Below are 21270 nucleotides of genomic sequence, written 5' to 3'. Positions count from 1 at the left end.
GAAAGAATGACCGAGCGCAAGGGCGTTGCGGAGAAGATAGATTTTCTCAGGAAAGAGAAAAATGCTGTCATCCTGGCGCACAATTATCAGATTCCCGAGGTGCAGGATATAGCCGACTTCACAGGCGATTCACTTGCCCTCTCGCAGATGGCGGCCACGACCGAGGCGGATATCATCGTCTTTTGCGGCGTTCATTTCATGGCCGAGACGGCTTCCATAATCTCCCCCGAAAAGAAGGTGCTCATCCCGGATATAAAAGCGGGGTGCACGCTTGCCGACGCCATAACGGCCGACCAGCTCAGGGCGTGGAAGGGCGAGCACCCGGGCGCGGTCGTCGTTTCGTACATAAACACGACGGCCGAGGTGAAGGCCGAGAGCGATTACTGCTGCACTTCCTCGAACGCCGTAAAGGTCGTAAAATCCATACCCGAAGATAAGGAAATACTCTTTCTCCCGGACATGTTCCTCGGGGCCTATGCGGCCAGGGTCACCGGCCGGAAGCTCCACATATGGCCGGGCGAGTGCCACGTCCATGCCGGCATAAGAACGCGCGACCTCGAGGAGATGGAAAGCCATCACCCCGGGGCCGAGATGATCGTTCACCCCGAATGCGGGTGCACGACGAGCCTCATGTACGAGAGCATGAACGGCCCCTCCAACGGCAATGGAAACGGCAACGGACACGTCAAGTTCCTCTCCACGGGAGGAATGATAAAGCACGCCGTGTCCTCGGATGCCAGGGAATTCGTCATAGCAACCGAAACGGGAATGCTTCACCCTCTCCGTAAGGCCAACCCGGACAAGACCTTCTACCCGGCGAGGGAAGACGCGGTCTGCAGGTTCATGAAGATGATAACGCTCGACAAGGTTTTGAAGGCCCTCGAAGAAGAGGTCTACGAGGTCAGGGTCCCCGCCGCCACCGCGAGGCTGGCCAAGAAGTCCATAGACAGGATGCTGGAAATAACCGTCTAGTATCCTTCCGCAAGGCCGCCCGGCCTTCTCGGGTCGGAAGCGCCGTAAAGGAATTCCCCTTTTTTCATGATACTCTGTGCGCTCCCCATCGTGTTGCCCGTATCTATGGTGTAGCCCCTTTCCGTCAAAAGCCGGAGCGTATCCCCCGATATGCCCTTTTCGATACGGAGCTTGTCCGGGAGCCATTGGTGATGCACGCGCGGCGCGTTCGTCGCCTCCGAGATATTCATCCCGAAGTCTATAACGTTCGTGATTATCTGAAGGACCGTCGTTATGATTAGGCTCCCGCCGGGGCTCCCCGTGGCCAGGAACGGCTCGCCGTCTTTTAATACGAGGGTCGGCGTCATCGAGCTCAACATCCTCTTTCCGGGCTCGGGGGAGTTGGCCTGTCCCCCGAGGAGGCCGTAGGCGTTAGGCTCGCCCGGCTTCATGGAGAAATCGTCCATCTCGTTATTTAGGAGTATCCCCGTCCCGGGGACGATTATCTTCGAGCCGTAATCGAAGTTGAGCGTGTAGGTGTTGGAGACCATGTTGCCTTTCGAATCAACAACCGAAAAGTGGGTCGTATTCCGCCCCTCTCCATGGGGCATTTCGCCGGGCTTTACGAGGACGGACGGCGTAACCCTTCCGGGAGACATTTTCTTCCTGAGCTTTTCGGCGTACTTCTTGGATGTGAGCTCCGCCACCGGCACTTTTTTGAAGTCCGGGTCTCCGAGGTGCTCCGAGCGGTCGGCGTAGGCGAACTTCATCGCCTCGGCCATGAGGTTTATGGTCCTCGCGGTGTTGTGCCCGTATTCGCCGAGGGGAAACCCTTCGAGGATATTCAGCATCTCGATCAAATGCACGCCGCCCGAGCTCGGGGGAGGCATGGAGTATATCTTGTACCCCCTGTACGTCCCGCGGACGGGCTCTCTCGGCGCCGCGCTGTACTCCTTAAGGTCCTTTTCCGTTATGAGACCGCCCCTCTCCTTCATGAACCGGGCTATTTTGACGGCTATCTCGCCTTCGTAAAACGCCCCGGGGCCGTGCTCGGAAATGAGCCTCAAGGTCTCCGCGAGGTCCTTCTGCACCAGAACATCCCCCGGTGCATAGGGCTCGCCCCCTTCCTTGAAGAAAACCCGTATGCTCCCGGGCTCCTTTTCCATGCGGGGTCTCGCGTCATCGAGCGAGGCCGCGAGGCCTTCGCTAACCGGAAAGCCGTTCTCGGCGAGCTCCAGCGCCGGGCGTATCGCCCGTTCGAGCGGTATCGTGCCGTATTTTTCGAGAGCGAGCGCAAGCCCCGCGACTGTGCCCGGGACCCCGGCCGAAAGGACGCTGTAGCGGGTTTTTTCGGTATCGACGTTGCCGTCCTCGTCGAGGAACGTCCCGGCCGTAACGGCCATGGGGGCCTTCTCTCTATAGTCGATCGCGACGACCTCGCCCGTTTCGGCCATGCGGACGAGCATGAATCCGCCCCCGCCGAGGTTGCCCGCGCGGGGGAACGTCACTGCGAGGACGAAGCCGGCCGTAACGGCGGCGTCTACGGCGTTCCCTCCTTCTTTCAAAACCTGGAGCCCCGCCTCGGTCGCGTGCTTCTCCTCGGACACGACCATCCCGTTTTGCGCGTAGACGGGGTGGAAGATCGCTTCCCGGTCGGGCCCCGGGAGGTCCGAGGCGCGCGGGCCCACAGTCACGGGCGATATGAACGCCGTGAGCAGGGCCGCTGTGAGAAGCGCGGCGTATAAAGCGGTCGAGCCCCTTTTGAAGTGGTTCAAGAGTCTGAACTTATTCTAAAGGGCCGGGGAGCCGGGGGCAAGCGAAAGGCGAAACTCCACCGTGTCCCGGCCGGCCCGGGTTTTTAGACTGCCGGTTTTATTCGGATTACCCGCGAGCGCGTCAGGAGTTCATCATGTTGAAGAACTCTTTGTTCGACTTCGTGCCGCTCATCTTGTCGAGCAGGAACTCCATCGCCTCGACGGTGTTCATCGGGCTCAGCACCTTTCTCAGGAGCCAGACCTTGTTGAGTATGTCCGCGTCGAGAAGGAGCTCTTCTTTCCTCGTGCCGGAGCGCTGGAGATCGATGGCCGGGAAGACCCTCTTGTCGGCGAGCCTCCTGTCGAGGTAGGCCTCCATGTTGCCCGTGCCCTTGAACTCTTCGAAGATGACCTCGTCCATCCTGCTGCCGGTGTCGAAGAGCGCCGTCGCGATGATGGTGAGGCTCCCGCCTTCTTCGGTGTTCCTCGCGGCGCCGAAGAACCTCTTCGGCCTCTGGAGGGCGTTGGCCTCCATACCGCCCGAGAGCACCCTTCCGCTGGCGGGGGTTACGGTGTTGCTTGCGCGTGCGAGACGCGTGAGGCTGTCCAAAAGAATGACGACGTCCTTACCGTGCTCGACGAGCCTCTTGGCCTTTTCGAGGACCATGTCGGCGACCTGTATGTGGCGCTGCGGCGGCTCGTCGAAAGTCGAGCTCACGACCTCGCCGTTTACGGACCTGTCCATGTCCGTGACCTCTTCGGGGCGCTCGTCTATGAGGAGGACTATCAGCATTACTTCGGGGTGATTCTGGGTTATTGCGTTCGCTATCCTCTGGAGGAGTATCGTCTTACCCGTCCTGGGCGGCGCGACTATGAGACCCCTCTGCCCCTTGCCTATGGGGATGAAAAGGTCGAGGACGCGGCTGCAGAATTCGTTGGGATCGTGCTCGAGGACTATCTTCTCCTCGGGATGAAGGGGCACGCGGTTTTCGAAAGCGACGCGCTCCCTGCAGGCTTCGGGCGAGTCGAAGTTGACCTCTTCTATCTTGAGGAGCGCGAGGTTCTTCTCGCCCTCTCTCGGGAGGCGGACCTGGCCGCCTACCGTGTCGCCCGTCTTCAGGTTAAAAGACCTTATCTGCGATTTCGATACGTAGATATCGTCCGGGCCTGGAAGGTAGCTGTACTTCGGCGAGCGGAGGAAACCGTATCCCTCGGAAAGTATTTCGAGTACGCCCTCGGCGTATATCACGCCCTCTTTTTCGCTCTGCGCCTTGAGTATCGCGTAGATTATGTCCTGCTTGGTCATGCGGGAGGTCTCTTCGATTTCGAGGTCCCTCGCCATCTTCATGAGCTCTACGTTTTTCTTGTTTCTTATGTCGTTTAGATTAAGGAAATGTGCTTCCTGGACGGTTTCTTTATCCTCGGATTTTTCCCGTAATTTGGTTGCTCTAGCCATATGTTCCTGGTCCTTGCCCTCGTGTGGTTTTTTAGGAGTTTAATGCAAATGTCTCGCTACGAATGTACGGAAATGAGTGTCAGTTCTCTTTGAGTTGCGATAAAAGTTTCAGACACCTTTATTATGCATGTTAAACGAGTAAGTTGTCAAGTGAGTATTTTCGGGAATAATAACGCTTCCGGCGTATATACGGTTCCGGGGTCCGCTTAAACAAAGGGGCTCCTTTATGCTATAATGAACTAGCGGACTGAGGGGGCGTATTATCCGGTTTTCAATAAAAAGATATACGAAAGAGGGACTTATGACAAGGACACTTAACGTCTTTACGTGGCTCGCCATCCTGCCGCTGGCCGTTTTCGCGGCCGGCGCGCTTTGCTTCGCGGCCGGCCCGGGGGCCCCCCGCCACCCGGGTACGGACGGGCTCGTTCTGGCCCAGGCGGGTGACGATGCGAACGACGGGCCGGGCCCGGCGTCGGGCCCGCAGTATACGGAAATCGAATTCACGTCTCTGGGCGGCGAGATTTACGTGAACCCCCTGTATACAGGGAAAATCACGTCCGTACGAACGATAAACGAAAGCGGGCTTTTGGGGCAGAAAGTGGACATAGAGGTAAGGGCCATAACCGGCGGCTGGAGGAAGTTCAGCCTTCCCGCGGCGGCGTCGGGCTCCTACGGCGTCATAGTCTCGGGGGCGAGCGGCATACTCAAGATCTCGAAGCCCGGGACACCGCCCCCAGCCTCTTCCGGCGAGCTAGGCACCATAAAGAAGGTGCTCATCGAATTCGGATACCTGAATACGACGTTGACCTTCCCCTCCCAGAACGTTCTCGAGCCCGACAAGTACGAAATAGGAATTATGAACACGACGGACAACGGCTTTATAAACGGGAACATCATAGCCATGAAGTCCGACCAGGCGGCGGTTGAGTTCATCGACCTTCCCGGGAGCGTGGTCGATTCCTCGGGGAATATGAGGGTGAGCCTCAAAAAGCCGGGCGGAACGTTCTTTAACTCGGACATTCCGGCGTGGGGATACAATATTATAGTGCCCGAGACGGATATAGGCTCCCCGGCGCCGATTACGGCCGAGGTATTCGGACTTCCGGACGACGCCGAGATAAGGTTCGATTTCAGCTCCCTTTCGGGGCAGGTGATAGACCCTTCGACGAAGATTCTTACCGTGGGCGAGATAAACAAGGGCGCTACCGTATCGACGATAACGACGAAAATCGGCGGGGCTCAGCCCCTTACGGTTACGGTGAGAAGGGTGAAATGACGGCCCGCGCCGCTCTTGCCAGTTTCCGCCCGATATTATAAAATTTTATGGATAGCGTTAATATCTTCATTAAATCTGGATACTTGGACGCGAGGTGAACAGCCATGTCAGGACATTCAAAATGGGCTAATATCAAACATAGAAAGGCTGCGGTCGACGCAAAGAGGGGCAAGGTGTTTACGAAGCTCATACGCGAGCTTACGGTTGCGGCGAAGCAGGGCGGCGGCGATGTGGAAGCCAACCCGAGGCTGAGAACGGCGATTGCCGCTGCCAAGAACCAGAACATGCCCAACGACACTATAGACCGCGCCATCAAGCGCGGCACGGGCGAGATAGGCGGGGACGACTTTCAGGAGCTTTCCTACGAGGGGTACGGCCCGGGCGGTAGCGCCGTGCTGGTCCAGGCCCTCACGGATAACAAAAACAGGACCGTCTCCGACATAAGGCGCATATTCACGAAGCACGGCGGGAGCCTCGGCGAGAACGGCTGCGTTGCGTGGATGTTCCACATGAAGGGGCGCATAGCCTTCGAGAAGGACAAGGTGGAAGAGGATCGCATCATCGAGATTGCGCTCGAAGCCGGCGCGGAAGACGTAGTAACGGAGGAGAGCGAGCTCGTGGTGATCACGCCGCCCGAGGAGTTCGAAACGGTCAGGTCGGCCATAGACGGCGCCGGCCTTAAATACGAGAACGCCGAAGTGACGATGATCCCGCAGAACAGCGTCAAGATAGAGGGCAAGGAGGCCGAGCACATGATACGCCTCATGGAAGCCCTCGAAGACAGCGACGACGTTCAGAACGTCTACTCCAACTTCGACGTCTCCGAAGAGCTCATGATGAGCCTTGCATCGTAAAATGAGGGTTATAGGAATCGACCCCGGCTCCAGGGTTTGCGGGTACGGGGTTCTGGAGTCCGTAAACGGCGGGGTGACCCACGTCACAAGCGGCTGCATAACGGCCTCCCCCGGGCTCCCGGTTTCCAAAAGGCTTTCCATAATATACGACGGCCTTCTCGGCGTGATAAAAGGCCATTCCCCGCTCATAATGTCTGTCGAGAGCATGTTCTTTTCGAAGAACGCCCGGAGCGCGATTACGCTCGGCGAGGCGAGGGGCATAGCGTTGCTCGCGGCGTCCAATTCCGGCCTCGACGTCTGCGAATACTCTCCGACGAAGGTAAAGCTCGCGCTGACGGGGCGCGGGCGCGCCTCGAAGTCGGACGTAAGGCGCATGATAACGATGCTGCTCGATGTCCCGGAATTCGAATCTGAGGACGCTTCGGACGCGGTGGCCATAGCGCTCTGCCACATTCATCTCTCGCGCATCGAGCAGAAGCTCGGAAAGGAATTCCTCCAGCCCCGGAGGAAGAGGAGACGCTTTACACTCGATGATATCCCTTCTTAGAGGAAAGATCGCCGAAAAGCCGCTCGGCCGCGTGGTCGTAGACGTAAACGGCGTCGGCTACGGCGTGACGGTTCCGCTTTCGACGTACTACAGGCTCGGCGCGGTAGGCGAGGAGGCCGAGCTAAAAATACATACGAGCGTAAAGGACACCGCCATAGAGCTCTTCGGTTTTCTGTCCGAGGACGAGAGGGCTGTCTTCACGCTCCTCATAGGAGTCGCCGGCGTTGGGCCCAGGCTCGCGACGAACATACTGTCCAATATCTCCCCCGCCGAATTCGCCTCGGCCGTTTCGTCGGGCGAGCTCGCAAAGAGGAAGATACCCGGCATAGGGCCCAAGCTCGCATCGCGCCTGGTCACCGAGCTCAGGGATAAAATCTCCGCGCTCGGGCTCGCGGCCGGAGGCCCGGGCGAGGCCGGGATGCTCGAGGACGTCGTATCCGCGCTCCTCAACGTCGGGTATAAGAAGGCCGAAATAGACGAGCGCATATCCGAGATAGAAGAGGTCTGCGCAAACGAGCCCGAAATGGAATACGCACTCCGTCAGACACTCCGCATAATGAAAAAGATGTGAGCCGCGCCGGCCCTCTTTCCCCGCACCCCGGAAGTCGTTTATAATAAACCCAGCTAGCGGAGGAGACTGTAAATGCCCGAGAGAGTTCTAAGCCCGGGGGACCACGAGGAAGAGTCCCTTTTCGAGGTCAACCTGAGACCCGAGCGGCTCTCGGAATATCTCGGCCAGTCCAGGGCGAAGGAGAAGATAGGCATATTCATCGAGGCCGCCCGGAGGAGAAAGGAGGCCCTCGACCACGTCCTCCTTTACGGCCCGCCCGGGCTCGGCAAGACGACACTCGCTCATATTGTCTCGAACGAGCTCGGCGTGAAAATACACTCCACCTCGGGGCCGGTAGTCGAAAGGGTCGGCGACCTCGCCTCCATTCTCACCAACCTCGAAGAGAAGGACGTCCTCTTCATAGACGAGATACACCGTCTTAACCGCATAGTCGAGGAATACCTCTACTCGGCGATGGAGGACTACAAGATAGACATAATGATAGGCGAAGGGCCGACGGCCAAGTCGATGAAGGTGGGGGTAAGCAGGTTCACTCTAATCGGCGCGACGACGAGGACGGGGCTTCTCACGTCTCCGTTAAGATCCCGCTTCGGCGTCGATCTCAGGCTGGATTACTACACCGGGGACGAGATAGAGGGCATACTCGCCCGCTCGGCGCGGATACTCGGGGTCGAAATAACCGGGGACGGCATGGCCGAGCTCGCCTGCCGCGCCAGGGGGACGCCCCGCATCGCGAACAGGCTCTTAAAGAGGGTGAGGGACTTCGCCGAGGTAAAGGCAGACGGCGTAATAGACGGCGGCGTAGCCGCCGCGGCGCTCGAAATGCTCGAAGTAGATGCGCTCGGGCTCGACGGGCTCGACAGGGCGATACTAGGGGCGATAATCACCAAGTTCGGCGGCGGCCCCGTCGGCATCGAGTCCATAGCCGCGGCCGTGAGCGAGGACAAGGACACGCTCGAAGACGTATACGAGCCGTTTCTCATACGCGAAGGGCTTATAGTCAAGACCCCGCGCGGAAGGGCGGCGACCCCGCTCGCCTACAAGCATCTCGATTTCCCCATGCCCCGGATGCAGAAGGGGCTCTTTTCGGAATAGCTACTTCGTCGAGAGGGGTATCTCCCTTATAAACTCGTCCCAGTGCTCCTCGGTTATGAGGTCTATCTCCTTTCTGGGCGCCGCGTACCCGCCCTCGCCGGGGAAGAGCGAATCGTAAACCTCGTCCCTTAGACCGAGCCACTTGTCTATCGATTCGTAGTCCTTGAATTTTACTACGGTCTTGTACGTCCAGAGCGGGCTCAGCGTGTGGACCCTTTGGGAATAGAGCCTGAATTCGTCCACTATGACGCCGCGTTTCTGCATCTCGCTCCAGAAGGGGTAGAGCTTTTCCCTATAGACTTTGAGGAATTTGTCCGTATTCTCGGGCTTTACGACGTAGAAGCTCTCCTCTATAACTATTTTGTATCTTTCCTGTGCCTGCGCCGGAATAGCGGCCGATACACATAAAAGGGCGACGAGCAATGCCGCGCAGAATCCCTGGGGTTTCATTATTTCTCACCTCCGCCGTGCAAGAGTCCGGGAGGTCCGGACATTTTTAGAGACTATCGTACATTTTAGGTCGAAAATCAAATGAATGCGTATTTATAAACGGAATATCATTTGATTTTGGTATTCAGGTATGGAAAACTTAACTTGAAACCTTAGATGCGCCACGATCGTACTTACAATCAAAGACGTTGATTCTCTATTCACTACCAAATCCATCTTTTCAGCAGGGCAGCACATATGACAAACTGGTTATTTCTTGCTGTTGAAGCCCAGGCCTCTAACGGCGGGCAGATAAACATAATGCATCTCGTTTCGGACGCGGGGCCTGTCGTAAAGATGGTCCTCCTCCTTCTTTTTATAATGTCGGTCGTCTGCTGGGCGATCATCTTTTCGAAAGCGATTATGCTGAGAAAGGCCGGCAAACAGTCCGAAAAGTTCCTCGAGCTCTATAACGCGAGCGGGAACTTCGGGAACCTTTTCTCCTCGACGAAGCACATTAAGGGGCCGATAGCCGAGGTCTTCAGGGCCGGGTATACGGAGATACTAAAGCTAAGGCGTCCCGGAGGCTCGGGCCAGGGAGGGGAGCAGAGGAGCGGCCCGGACGCCATAGCGAACGAGCTAGGCATCGTGGAGCTCGTCGAGAGGGCGCTAAAGAGGACGATGGCTTCCGAGACGGCGAAGCTCGAAGGCTCGCTCATATTCCTCGCTACGACGGGCAGCGCGGCCCCGTTCATAGGCCTCTTCGGCACGGTCTGGGGAATCATGACTTCGTTCATAGGACTTGCCGGTAGCCAGGGGGTCCCGACGCTCCAGGCCGTCGCCCCGGGTATCGCCGAGGCCCTCGTCGCCACGGCCATAGGCCTCGCGGCGGCTATCCCGGCCGTTATCGCGTACAACTACTTCATCAGCCGTGTAAAGCGCATCGACATAGACATGGAGAATTTTTCCTCGGAATTCCTCAACATAGTGGACAGATACATAAAGAAGGTATAAGACGATGGGAATGCAGACAGGCGGCCGCGAGGGCCGCACGGTGATGTCGGAAATAAACGTTACTCCGTTCGTGGACGTGATGCTCGTTCTGCTCATAATCTTCATGGTCACGACGCCTATCCTGTATCAAGGCGTGGACGTCAACCTCCCGAAAACTCAGTCGGGCCCCATACCCTCCCTCGACCGCGAGAGGAAGGTCGTCGTCACGCTTAACTCCGCAGGCGAGATATTCATCGAAAAGGACGAGTACTCCCTGGGCGAGCTCAGCGGCGAGGTTCAGAAGCTCATAACCGAGAGAGGGGCCGACATAAGGAACGAAGAGGTCTTTTTAAGGGCCGACACGGGCGTCTCCTATGGGAAGGTGGTCGAGGTAATGTCCGAGATAAGGAACGCCGGGGTGGAAAAACTCGGCCTCATAACCGAGCCCGTCCCGAGCAATTAAGAGGCAAACGGGGAAATGAAATCTGACGACAAAGACACATCCAGGGGCTCTTCCTTCTGGGGGATATTCTTTTCGATAGCCCTTCACGTCTTCGTGCTGGTCCTTGTTCTTTTCTGGGGCTTCACCAGCACGAGGGAGGATTCCTCTCCCGGGCCGATAGAGGTATCCCTCTCGGGGCTGGGTTCGGGAGAAGGGAGCGGCGGCGCTCCGCCGAAACGCGCGCAGACCCCTCCGCGTAAAGCCCCTCCGCCCAAGCCCGCGCCCGAACCGGAGCCGGAACCTCCGGCCGAAAAGGAAGAGGTCGCCAAGGTCCCTCCGCCCGAGCCAGAGAAGAAGGAGACCCCGAAGAAGGAACCCGAGAAGAAGCCCGAGGTAAAAAAAGAGGAGCCCAAGCCCAAGGAAGTGGCCAAGATCGAGCCGGACAAAAAGGTGATACCGATCGAGCCCGAAAAGAAACCGGTGAAAACCCCCGAGCCCAAGCCGGAGAAGAAAGAGGTTAAGAAGGAGCCCCCGGCCCCGACGAAGAAGCCCGAGAAGAAGCCTGAAAAGGAAGTGAAGAAAGAGGTCGCGAAGAAGCCGGAGCCTACGGAAAAGCCCAAGGCTCCGGAGAAGAAAACGACGGCTAAATCCGAGAAGAAAAATCTCGACAGCGAGAAGAGTAAAGTCCTCCAGGATCTGAAAAGACAGAGGGTGCTGGAAAACCTCAAGAAAGGACCCTCGGAAGAACCTTCCGAAATCGAAGAGCCCATGGGCGAGGAGCAGAGGCTCGCCATGGCGGACTCTGCGGACATATCCGACGAGCCGGGCCCGGGCAGAGGGCGGGGTGAATCGTCGACCAGTCCCGGCAGCGGGAGCGGGGGCGGCAAGGTCGGTGGAGGCGGAGGCGGCTCCGGCGTAAATCCGGTACTGCTCGAAATATACAAGAACAAGGTGCACCAGAGAATAAAGCGCAACTGGCGCATCCCGCCCGGGGTCCCCACGGACGGCAATCTCGCGACCGGTGTATTCTTCAAGGTGGACGGAACGGGGAGGGTGTTCGACGTGAGGGTCAGCAAGTCCTCCGGCAACTCCGCGTTCGACCAGTACTCCGTCGAAGCGATACGCAAGTCCGCTCCTCTTCCGGTCCCGCCGTCGGAGTTCGCGGAAGAGGCAGAAAAAGAAGGGATGGACATCACGTTCTACAACAGGCCGTATTAAGAAAACTACGCTCCCCGCAGAAAAAAATGAATCTCATACTCGTAAGACACGGAGAGACCGACTGGAACAGGACCGGCAGGTGCCAGGGGATTTCCGACGTGGTGCTCAATGAAAACGGCAGGAAACAGGCGATAGAGCTCGGGGTTTATCTCAAGGGCGAGAAAATCTCGGCCGTATATTCGAGCGACCTCGCGAGGGCGGTTTCCACTGCAGAGGAGATAGCGAAACACCACGGGCTTGCGGTCGAAACGGACAGCGACCTCCGGGAAATGGACCAGGGGGAATTCGAGGGGCTTTTGTTCACGGAGATAAGGGAAAGGTACGCGGACGTCATGAACGAGTGGCGCGACAGCCCCGAGACGCTCAGGATACCGAGCGGGGAGTCGCTTTCCGAGGTTCGTGAGAGGGCGCTCAGGGTGTTCGGCAGGCTGTGCGAGCGCCACGACGGGGAGACGGTAGTGGCAGTGAGCCACAACCTCACGATTACTACCCTCCTCTGCGAATTCACGGGCGTCGGCCTCTCCGGATTCAGGAGCTTCGGCATACAGGCGGCCTCGCGGAGCACGGTTTGTCTTTCCGAGGGGAAGGTGGTTGTGGTCGATCTGAACGACGTATCGCACCTCACTCCCGTCGAGGCCCTGCCGCATTTCTGAGCCCTCCTCGCCCCGCCGTTTTCTTGTAACTCCGGTTATACTGTGGTGTAATTTCGTGGTGCCGATATGAAAGAAGACATACAAAGAGTCGTACTCGAATCAGTAGAAAACATAGGGAAAAAGATTAACCTCACGGACCTCGCTGTCGAAATCGAGGTCGGAATCCCGAAACGAAAGGAGTTCGGCGATTTCTCGATCAACACGGCCATGGTACTGGCCAAAAAGATGGGCGAGAACCCCCGCCGCGTGGCCGAGCTCATAATCGAAAATCTCCCGCCCGAGAGCGAGCGCCTTTTTAAAAAGGTGGACATCGCCGGGGCCGGCTTCATAAATTTCTTCGTCAGGGAAAACGCCATGGTGGACAAGCTCGCCGAGGTCGAAAGGCTCGGCGAGAGCTACGGCGCCTCGAATCTCGGGAAGGGGAAGAAAGTCCTCCTCGAATTCGTCAGCGCGAACCCCACCGGGTTCCTCCACATCGGCCACGCGCGTAACGCCGTCGTCGGCGACGCCGTGTCGAACATACTCTCGGCGTCGGGGTACGACGTGACGAGGGAGTTTTACATAAACGACGCCGGGCGTCAGATGGACCTTCTCGGCGAGTCCGTTTACGCAAGGTACCGCGAGCTCTTCGGCATAGACGCCGGGATACCCGAGGACGGCTACAAGGGCGATTACGTAAAGGAAATCGCCGCCGCCGTTATGACCGAAAAGGGCGACGAGCTGCTCGCGTCGGATAAAGTCGCCGAAGCTGTCGAGTACTGCAGGGAATACGCGGAGGCTACGCTCCTCGGCTCCATAAAAGAAGACCTGGCCGAAGCGCGAATCCGTTTCGACGTCTGGTACAGCGAGAGAAACGAGATTCACGCGCTCTCGTCGCCCGGCAGGAGGACGAGGATCGAGCATGTAAAGGAGCTTCTCCGCGAGAAGGGCGCGCTCGATGAGAGGGAAGGCGCACTCTGGTTTATGGCAACGCGCTACGGGGATCCCCAGGACTGGGTGATGATAAAGAGCGACGGCAGCCCGACGTACTTTCTCGCCGACATCGCCTACCACGCCGACAAATACGAGAGGGAGTTCGACGGCATAATAAACGTCTGGGGGGCGGACCATCACGGCCATGTGTCGAGGCTTAGGGCCGCGCTCAAGGCGCTCGGTTACGACGAATCCGTGTTCAGGGTGATACTCATACAGTTCGTGAGGCTCATGCGTAACGGCGTCGAGGTCGCCATGTCGAAGCGCGCCGGCAGCTACGTCACCATGAGGGACGTCCTTACCGAGGTCGGCCCGGACGTCATGAGGTTCTTCCTCCTCATGCGGAGCTCGGAGAGCCACCTCGACTTCGACCTCGAGCTCGCCCAGAAGGAATCGAGCGAAAACCCCGTCTTCTACATTCAATACGCCTACGCCAGGATAGCGAGCATATTCCGTAAGGCTGAAGGCGAAGGCCTCGAGGCTTCCGGCGAAGCGGTCGGCCTCCTGACCGAGCCCGACGAGATCGCGCTCATAAAAAAGCTCCTCCTTTATCCCGAGGTCGTGGCCGACAGCGCAGAAACGCTCTCGCCGCACAAGGTAGCATATTTCCTCCAGGAGCTTGCGGCGGATTTTCACAGTTATTACAATAAACACAGGGTCATCGATGACGACAGGGCCCTGAGCGGCGCAAGGCTTTATCTGATAAAGAGCGTCCGCACGGTCCTCAGTAACGGTCTCGGGCTCCTGGGCATATCGGCCCCTGACAGGATGTGACGCATGAGCAGGAATAACTCCTCCGGAAAATCTCGTATACTCGCCTTCTTCGTTGCGTTCGTGATTTTATTCATGGTCGTGTTCGGTGTAGGTGTGTTCGTCGGAAAGGGGCTCAACAAGGAGAGCTTCCAGACGACGCGCTCTTTTAACGAGCAGCCGCCCGCGCCTCCGGCAGCTCCGTTTGACGACGAAACCGCCGAGGCCCCGGAGCAGCCGGCCGAAAGTCCCGGCGAGCCGCTTCCCGAAAGCTTCCCCGTCGAGGACGAGGGCGACACTCCCACGGAAGACGCGGTTATGGCGAAGGCCGATCCTGCACCGCCGCCGCCCGTGCCGACGCCGAAGCCTGTCCCGACGCCCGCACCGAAAACCCCCGCGCCGAAGACGCCAGCTCCCAGGACGCCCGCACCGCCGCCCCCGGCCCCGACGCGCGACGCGAGGGCCGAAAAGCTAGCCGAGATAGCGCGCAGCGTCGCCGAAGAAAAGAGGGCGGAGGAGGCGGCGGAGGCGACGAACGCGCCGAAGCCCCAGATGCCGAAGGTGGATCCGTCGGGCGATTACACCGTCCAGATAGGCTCTTTTCAGGACCAGAAACAGGCTAACAGCCTCGCGGGCTCCCTTAAGGCGAAGGGATACCCCGCTTTCGTAAAGCCCATGGCGACACCCAATAACAAGTACTGGTACAGGGTGAGGGTCGGGACGTTCAGGAATGTCGAAGATGCGAAAGCATACGGTGATAGTCTCAAAAAAGCCGAGTCCGAAGTAGAGATAGTATTCATCACCGTCAACAATTAACCCCTGGCATACCACTTGGGGGACGCGTTTTCAGGCCCGCTTATGAATGTGACGAAAGGAGCACAGCGCTTCATCACCCAGGCGGTAACGCTTGCAGCCCTCTTCTGCTTCCTTGCACCTTTCGCATACGGAGAACCGGAAGACGGCGTCCATACGCTCGAATTCGACGCCCCCGGCGGCCGTGTGCGCGTATTCCTGCCCGACGATCTTTCGGCCGGGGACAGGGTATCGTCTTCTTTCAGGATATACCCCGCAGGGACGACGGCGCGGGCGAGGGAAAAGAATTCGGCCCTCCTGAGCGGCCTTATAATCGAGACGAGCTATTTCAGCGCCCCTGTAGGCGAGGGGTCAGTCACCTTCGAGGTTCCGAAGAACGCGGGCGGAAGCACGCTCGTTTTTACGCTCGTCGGCAGGGACGGGAAACGGCTCGGCGGCTCTCGCGTCCCGGTGCAGTTTTCCAAACACGACGCGCGGGGGCCCGAAAAGCCAACTCCCTACGATTACCAGTGCCCGGTCGTAGGGCAGGCGGGGCGACTCATAGAGATAAAGGGCCCCTTCGACGGCGACTTCGCCACGACAGACTTCACCGTCGGGGGCGTAAAGCCGTTCGTGCTTTCGGAGTCCCCGAGAAAGCTCGTATTCGAAAGCCCCTCCGACGTCTCCGGCACCGTGGACCTCGTCTTGAGCGAGCGGGAAGTGGTCGTCAACCGGCCGTATACGTGCCTTCAGGTCGTAAAGATAGACGAAAGGGGCGTAACCCCTGTAAGGAGCTCCCATTCGGATTCCGCCCCGGACATAACAGAGACGGCGGTCAGGGAAGAAGCCCTTCCGCCCGTAAGGCAGTCGCTTTCCTTCGATAGCATTAAAACTGAGGAAACTCTTTCAGGCCCGCCTCCCGAAGGCGCACCTGAATTTGCCGTCACCGAGGCCCCCGGGCCCGGCGTTAACGATACGCCCGCTTCCCCGGCCGATACTCCCGACGGACATAAGGCGATGATAATCGCAAGGCAGATGGATGCAAGGATGCACGCACGCCCCGGCTCGCCTGCGTCACGCCGCGAGAAGCCCGCCGCCCCGGCTGCTTCGGCTCCCGAGACTGCGCCCGAGCCCGAAATAGTCACAGCCGCCGCGGCGTCCGGCGGCGACCTCGTCGAAAGGCCGCTTGAAGAAGCGCCGCCCGTCGTCACGGAAACGGAGGCTCCGTCCGGCCCGGGTTCCGGAAAGGCCTCGAACGACGCCCCGCGCTCCCCGCTTACGGGTGATATAGCGCTCAAGGCCGGTATAGTCGAGGGCCAGATGCTTGCCCTGTACACGCCGGCAGCAGGAAAGCCCGGGGCCGGCCCACGGGAGGCTTCGCCCGCCTCGAAATCCCTCTCGAAAAAGGGCTATTCAGTACAGGTGGCTTCCCTTCGTTTCCCCGACGACGCCGACCATCTGGCCATCCGGCTAAGGAAAAAGGGATACGACGCCTACGTCGTCCCTGCAAGCATACCGGGCAAGGGCAAGCTCTACAGGGTGAGGATAGGCGCTTTTAAGGTAAGGAAGGAGGCCGGCTCCTACGCCGCAGGCCTCAAGAAAAAGGACCCCCTCTTTAAATCCGTCTTCGTTGCCGAAAACGACTGAGGCGTCATGCTGCTCGCAAACCCGGACTCTTCACATTCTTGCCTGAAAGGGCTAAAACGGATATTGTTATTCATTCGTTAAATCCGTGCAATGAAACAGGAATAACTGCGTATATGACTAACCCCGAAGAGATTAAAGAAAGGTCTAAGAACAAAAAGGGCCCGGAGTCGACCAAGCTCCTCGGGAGCGGTATAAAGACGTGGTGGCTTCTCCTGATGCTGCCGATAGAGGACTACCTCTTAAAGATCAGGGTCCACCCGAACGTGCTCACTGTCTCGACCTTGCTGGTATCCGCAATTACCGGCCTCTTTTATCACTACGGATGGATTTTCGCGGGCGGCGTGCTGGTGCTCGCGGGCTCGACGTTCGACATATTCGACGGCCGCGTCGCACGGGCGCAGGGGCTAAGCAGCGAGAGCGGGGCGTTTTTCGATTCCTGCCTCGACAGGTTCTCCGAGGCCTTCATATACCTGGGACTCCTGAGTCTCTACAGGGATTCCATATTCGCATACGTCGTATTCCTTATACTCGTCTCGACGACGATGGTGAGCTACACGAGGGCCCGCGCCGAGGGGCTGGGGGTAAAGTGCGAGCTCGGCATCATGCAGCGGACGGAAAGGGTCGTCTACCTGGGCGTCCTCTCGGTATTCAACTTTCTCGGCAACATCGTCGCGGGCTGGATAGGGTATCCTCCCGCCGACTATCTCCTCAAGCTCTCCCTCATTCTGATGCTCGTCTTCTCGTCGTACACGGCGCTCCAGAGGATGTTCCACGTCATGTCCGAGCTCAGAAAAAGAGACGTCCAAAAGAAGATCGGGCCCGAAGCAGGGGCCTGAATCCGCACGGAGCGGCCGCCGTCGCCCCGTCCTGAACGATACGCGGGGGCTTCGTCCCGGATTCCGTCGCAGCATGGTCTACCGTCCTCCATCATTACCTTTTTCGATGCAATTGGCCGTCACTCGCATTTGCTACGAGGCGAATTCACAGGTATAAATGATAGGCTTCAAATAGAGGGCGTGCCCGCCCGGCATGGCCCCATCATTTCGAACCCGCAAAACACTCGTATTCACAGGCAGGAACCGTATGCCCAGAAGGGAAGATATAAAAACCATACTGCTCATAGGCTCGGGCCCTATAGTCATAGGACAGGCGTGCGAATTCGACTACTCGGGCACGCAGGCGTGTAAGGCGCTCAAGGAAGAGGGCTACAGGATCGTCCTCGTCAACAGTAACCCCGCGACTATAATGACGGACCCCACTTTCGCCGACCGCACTTACATCGAGCCGCTGGTTCCGGAAATAGTGGAAAAGATAATCGAGAAGGAAAGGCCCGACGCGCTCCTGCCGACGCTCGGCGGCCAGACGGCGCTTAACCTCGCGGTCGATCTCGCAGAATCGGGGGTGCTCGATAAATACGGGGTCGAGCTCATAGGGGCGAAGCTCCCGGCGATCAAAAAGGCCGAGAACAGGGAGCTCTTCAAGGACGCCATGCTCAAGATCGGGCTCGACGTCCCGAAGAGCGGCGTCGCCCACACGATGGAAGAAGCCTGGGCTGTCATGGAGGAGGTCGGCTTCCCCGTGATCATCCGCCCGTCGTTTACGCTCGGCGGCTCCGGAGGGAGCGTCGCGTACAACAGGGAGGAATTCGAGGAGTTCGCGAAATCGGGCCTCGACTTAAGCCCGGTGAGCGAGGTGCTCATAGAGGAATCCGTCCTCGGCTGGAAGGAGTACGAGCTCGAAGTCATGCGGGACGGGATGGACAACGTCGTCATAATCTGCTCCATAGAGAACTTCGACCCCATGGGCGTCCACACCGGGGACAGCATAACCGTCGCCCCCGCGCAGACCCTCACGGATAAGGAATACCAGCGCCTCCGGGACGCCTCGGTCGCGATAATAAGGGAGATAGGCGTAGATACCGGGGGCTCGAACATCCAGTTCGGCGTAAACCCCGAGGACGGGCGCGTCGTGGTCATAGAGATGAACCCGCGCGTGTCGCGGAGCTCTGCGCTTGCGTCGAAGGCGACGGGGTTCCCCATAGCCAAGATCGCTGCAAAGCTCGCCGTCGGCTACACGCTCGACGAGATATCGAACGACATCACGTGCTACACCCCGGCCTCGTTCGAGCCGACTATAGACTACGTAGTCGTCAAGATCCCGAGGTTCACGTTCGAAAAATTCCCGAAGACGGACAAGACGCTCACGACGCAGATGAAGTCCGTGGGCGAGGTTATGGCCATCGGGAGGACGTTCAAGGAATCGCTTCTAAAAGCGATGAGGTCGCTCGAAATAGATTCCTACGGCTTCGAGCCGCGCACTGCTGACGCGGAGCTCATAAAGGAAAAGCTGAGGACCCCGAACTCCGACAGGCTCTGGTATCTGGCAGACGCCTTCCGCCAGGGCCTCGACATGGAAGAAATATATTCCCTCACGCGAATCGACAGGTGGTTTCTCAGGAACCTCGAGCAGATAACCGACATGGAGGAGAGCCTCAAGGCCTCTTCCGGGAGCCCGGATGCCCCGCTCCTTAAGAAGGCCAAGGAGTACGGCTTTTCGGATATCCGTATCGCCGCCCTCCTCGGGAAATCGGAGGGCGACGTCAGGGATATGAGGCTCGCCTCCGGCATAGCGCCCGTCTACAAGATGGTCGATACTTGCGCCGCCGAGTTCGAGGCGTACACGCCATATTTATATTCGACCTACGAAACGGAAGACGAGGCCCTCCCGACGGACAAGCGGAAGGTCGTCATACTCGGCGGCGGGCCGAACAGGATAGGGCAGGGCATAGAGTTCGATTACTGCTGCGTCCACGCGTCGTTCTCTCTCCGCGAAGAGGGCTACGAGGCTATAATGGTCAACTGTAACCCCGAGACTGTCAGCACCGACTACGATACGTCCGACAGGCTCTACTTCGAGCCCCTTACACTCGAAGACACCCTCGCAATTATAGACAGGGAGAACCCCGAGGGGGTTATAGTACACCTTGGCGGGCAGACGCCTCTCAAGCTCGCCATACCGCTCGAAAAGAGGGGCGTCAGGATCATCGGCACCTCCCCCGACAGCATAGACATCGCCGAGGACAGGGAACGGTTCCGGGACCTCATCGAGCGTCTCGGCCTCCGGCAGCCCGAGAGCGGCATCGCCCGGAGCCAGGAGGAGGCGCTTCGCATAGCAGGCGAAGTCACGTATCCCATAGTCGTAAGGCCGTCCTACGTCCTCGGGGGCCGGGCTATGGAAATCGTCTACACCGAGGAATCGCTTAAGCGCTATATAACCGAGGCCGTAAAGGTAGCGCCGAATCACCCGGTCCTCATCGACAGGTTCTTAAACGACGCCAAGGAAGTGGACGTCGATGCGATATCCGATGGAAAAACGGTCGTCATAGGCGGCGTCCTCGAACACATAGAAGAGGCAGGGGTCCACTCGGGCGACAGCGCCATGGTGCTTCCCCCGTTCTCCATAAGCCCCGCGGTGGTGGACGAGATAAAGCGCCAGACGAAGGAGCTCGCGCTCGCCCTCAACGTCGTCGGGCTCGTAAACATTCAGTTCGCCGTAAAGGACGACAAGGTCTACATACTCGAAGTCAACCCCCGCGCCAGCAGGACCGTCCCCTTCGTCAGCAAGGCCATAGGCGTCCCTCTCGCTATGCTCGGCACGAAGGTCATGGCCGGAAAGACGCTCGAAGAGCTCGGCTTTACGGAAGAGATAATTCCCGGGCACGTATGCGTAAAGGAATCGGTGTTCCCCTTCATCAAGTTCCCCGGCGTCGATACGATACTCGGCCCCGAGATGAAATCGACGGGCGAGGTGATGGGCATAGACAGTGAGATGAGAATGGCCTTCGCCAAGGCCCAGATGGCCGCTGGGGCCAAGCTCCCGCTTTCGGGCACTGCCTTCGTGAGCGTAAAAGACGACGACAAGCCGAGGCTCTCCGAGTTCGCGAAGAAGCTCTCGGGCCTCGGTTTCGGCATAATGGCGACGACGGGAACGGCCGCCCGGCTCAGGGAGCTGGGCGTCGAATGCACCGTGGTGAAGAAAGTAGTCGAGGGACGGCCCAACGTCGTCGATCACATGAAGAACGGCGAGGTGCAGCTCGTCATAAACACCACGTTCGGGGAGAAGGAGATAGAGCAGTCGTACACCATAAGAAGGACGGCGCTCACCCAGAGGGTCCCCTACTTCACGACCGTCTCCGCGGCGATAGCCGCCGTGGCGGCCATAAAGGCCCTCATAAAGGAAGGGCTTACGGTAAAGGCCATCCAGGACTATTACTAGTTATCCCCGATTGTTGTATAATTTATTCAACCCGGTTTATTCGAGGTTCCAGGTTTATAACATTATAGAGCATTGGTTTTGGCCGTCCCGGAGACGCCGGCCAAGGGAGAGTGCATTATGTCGATTGAAAGGGTACCGATGACGCCGAACGGGCACAGGAAGCTCCAGGAGGAGCTGAAGAGGCTCAAGACAGTCGAAAGGCAGGAGGTCATCAAGCTTATCGAATACGCGAGGTCGCTGGGAGACCTTTCGGAAAACGCCGAGTACGAAACCGCGAAGCAGAGGCAGTCCTTCGTCGAGGGGAGGATACAGGAGCTCGAAAGCAAGCTCAGCAGGGCAGAGGTCATAGACCCTGCCGCGCTGAAAAACAAGGACAGGGTAACCTTCGGCGTGTCGGTCAAGCTCGAAAACCTCGATACGGGCGAGACCGTAACCTACCAGCTCGTCGGCCCCGACGAGTCCGAGCCCGAAAACGGCTTCATCTCGATCACATCTCCTATAGGAAGGGCGCTCATAGGGAAGAGCATAGACGACGAAGTCGTGGTCAATGCGCCGGGCGGTGTGAGGGAGTTTATCGTGCTCGAAATCTCCTGAG

The 21270-nt window shown here is 58.5% G+C and carries 19 protein-coding genes; 16 read left to right on the top strand and 3 right to left on the bottom strand.

Annotated elements, in window-relative coordinates; all coding sequences use genetic code 11:
* Window positions 1-6 precede the first annotated feature (6 nt).
* Window positions 7-972, top strand: coding sequence for a quinolinate synthase NadA (gene nadA / locus PKC29_06965; GenBank protein HML95155.1), 966 nt, complete (start codon window positions 7-9; stop codon window positions 970-972).
* On the opposite strand, the gene ggt is transcribed toward nadA, so the two are convergent.
* Window positions 969-2726 carry a gamma-glutamyltransferase gene (gene ggt / locus PKC29_06960; GenBank protein HML95154.1) on the bottom strand — a complete coding sequence of 586 codons (1758 nt, stop codon included), beginning with the start codon at window positions 2724-2726 and terminating at the stop codon, window positions 969-971. The genes nadA and ggt overlap by 4 nt on opposite strands.
* Before the next feature lie 121 nt (window positions 2727-2847).
* Window positions 2848-4161: a transcription termination factor Rho gene (rho, locus tag PKC29_06955; GenBank protein HML95153.1), complete on the bottom strand. Its 1314-nt coding sequence runs from the start codon at window positions 4159-4161 to the stop codon at window positions 2848-2850.
* A 301-nt stretch (window positions 4162-4462) separates the two neighbouring features.
* Between rho and PKC29_06950 the strand changes: the two genes are divergently transcribed.
* The 5 genes from PKC29_06950 to ruvB all read left to right on the top strand — a co-directional run bounded on the left by PKC29_06950 (window position 4463) and on the right by ruvB (window position 8504).
* On the top strand, window positions 4463-5437 hold the full coding sequence (locus tag PKC29_06950; GenBank protein ID HML95152.1) for a hypothetical protein: 975 nt from the start codon (window positions 4463-4465) through the stop codon (window positions 5435-5437).
* 104 nt (window positions 5438-5541) lie between these two features.
* Window positions 5542-6291, top strand: coding sequence for a YebC/PmpR family DNA-binding transcriptional regulator (locus PKC29_06945; GenBank protein HML95151.1), 750 nt, complete (start codon window positions 5542-5544; stop codon window positions 6289-6291).
* A gap of 1 nt (window position 6292) precedes the next feature.
* Entirely contained in the window at window positions 6293-6838 is a 546-nt protein-coding gene (gene ruvC / locus PKC29_06940) for a crossover junction endodeoxyribonuclease RuvC (GenBank protein HML95150.1), read from the top strand.
* Window positions 6822-7409, top strand: coding sequence for a Holliday junction branch migration protein RuvA (gene ruvA / locus PKC29_06935; GenBank protein HML95149.1), 588 nt, complete (start codon window positions 6822-6824; stop codon window positions 7407-7409). The genes ruvC and ruvA overlap by 17 nt, the downstream gene beginning before the upstream one ends.
* 72 nt (window positions 7410-7481) lie before the next feature.
* Window positions 7482-8504 carry a Holliday junction branch migration DNA helicase RuvB gene (gene ruvB, locus PKC29_06930; GenBank protein ID HML95148.1) on the top strand — a complete coding sequence of 341 codons (1023 nt, stop codon included), beginning with the start codon at window positions 7482-7484 and terminating at the stop codon, window positions 8502-8504.
* On the opposite strand, the gene PKC29_06925 is transcribed toward ruvB, so the two are convergent.
* On the bottom strand, window positions 8505-8954 hold the full coding sequence (locus PKC29_06925; GenBank protein HML95147.1) for a hypothetical protein: 450 nt from the start codon (window positions 8952-8954) through the stop codon (window positions 8505-8507).
* Between the two features lie 237 nt (window positions 8955-9191).
* On the opposite strand from PKC29_06925, the gene tolQ reads away from it, so the two are divergent.
* The 10 genes from tolQ to greA all read left to right on the top strand — a co-directional run bounded on the left by tolQ (window position 9192) and on the right by greA (window position 21269).
* Window positions 9192-9947 carry a protein TolQ gene (tolQ, locus tag PKC29_06920; GenBank protein HML95146.1) on the top strand — a complete coding sequence of 252 codons (756 nt, stop codon included), beginning with the start codon at window positions 9192-9194 and terminating at the stop codon, window positions 9945-9947.
* A 4-nt stretch (window positions 9948-9951) separates the two neighbouring features.
* Complete coding sequence (gene tolR, locus PKC29_06915) at window positions 9952-10389, top strand: protein TolR (protein ID HML95145.1); 438 nt, start codon at window positions 9952-9954, stop codon at window positions 10387-10389.
* A gap of 15 nt (window positions 10390-10404) precedes the next feature.
* Entirely contained in the window at window positions 10405-11586 is a 1182-nt protein-coding gene (gene tolA, locus PKC29_06910) for a cell envelope integrity protein TolA (protein HML95144.1), read from the top strand.
* Between the two features lie 26 nt (window positions 11587-11612).
* Complete coding sequence (locus PKC29_06905) at window positions 11613-12239, top strand: histidine phosphatase family protein (protein ID HML95143.1); 627 nt, start codon at window positions 11613-11615, stop codon at window positions 12237-12239.
* Window positions 12240-12305: 66 nt separating this feature from the next.
* Window positions 12306-13985: an arginine--tRNA ligase gene (gene argS / locus PKC29_06900; protein ID HML95142.1), complete on the top strand. Its 1680-nt coding sequence runs from the start codon at window positions 12306-12308 to the stop codon at window positions 13983-13985.
* 3 nt (window positions 13986-13988) lie between these two features.
* The gene (locus PKC29_06895) at window positions 13989-14777 is read left to right on the top strand and encodes an SPOR domain-containing protein (GenBank protein HML95141.1); all 789 of its coding nucleotides are present in this window, start codon (window positions 13989-13991) and stop codon (window positions 14775-14777) included.
* Window positions 14778-14819: 42 nt separating this feature from the next.
* On the top strand, window positions 14820-16400 hold the full coding sequence (locus PKC29_06890) for an SPOR domain-containing protein (protein HML95140.1): 1581 nt from the start codon (window positions 14820-14822) through the stop codon (window positions 16398-16400).
* 113 nt (window positions 16401-16513) lie between these two features.
* Window positions 16514-17236 (top strand): CDP-alcohol phosphatidyltransferase family protein, encoded by a 723-nt coding sequence (locus PKC29_06885; protein ID HML95139.1) that lies wholly within the window; start codon window positions 16514-16516, stop codon window positions 17234-17236.
* 247 nt (window positions 17237-17483) lie between these two features.
* On the top strand, window positions 17484-20675 hold the full coding sequence (carB, locus tag PKC29_06880) for a carbamoyl-phosphate synthase large subunit (protein ID HML95138.1): 3192 nt from the start codon (window positions 17484-17486) through the stop codon (window positions 20673-20675).
* A 117-nt stretch (window positions 20676-20792) separates the two neighbouring features.
* A complete protein-coding gene (gene greA / locus PKC29_06875; GenBank protein HML95137.1) occupies window positions 20793-21269 on the top strand; it encodes a transcription elongation factor GreA in 477 nt (158 codons plus the stop codon).
* Window position 21270: the final 1 nt, after the last annotated feature.

It is taken from the genome of Thermodesulfobacteriota bacterium (assembly GCA_035325995.1).
Lineage (GTDB): Bacteria > Desulfobacterota_D > UBA1144 > Nemesobacterales > UBA2774 > JADLGH01.
Note: the sequence above shows the minus strand (reverse complement) of the source record. Positions and strands in the feature narration are given on the sequence as shown.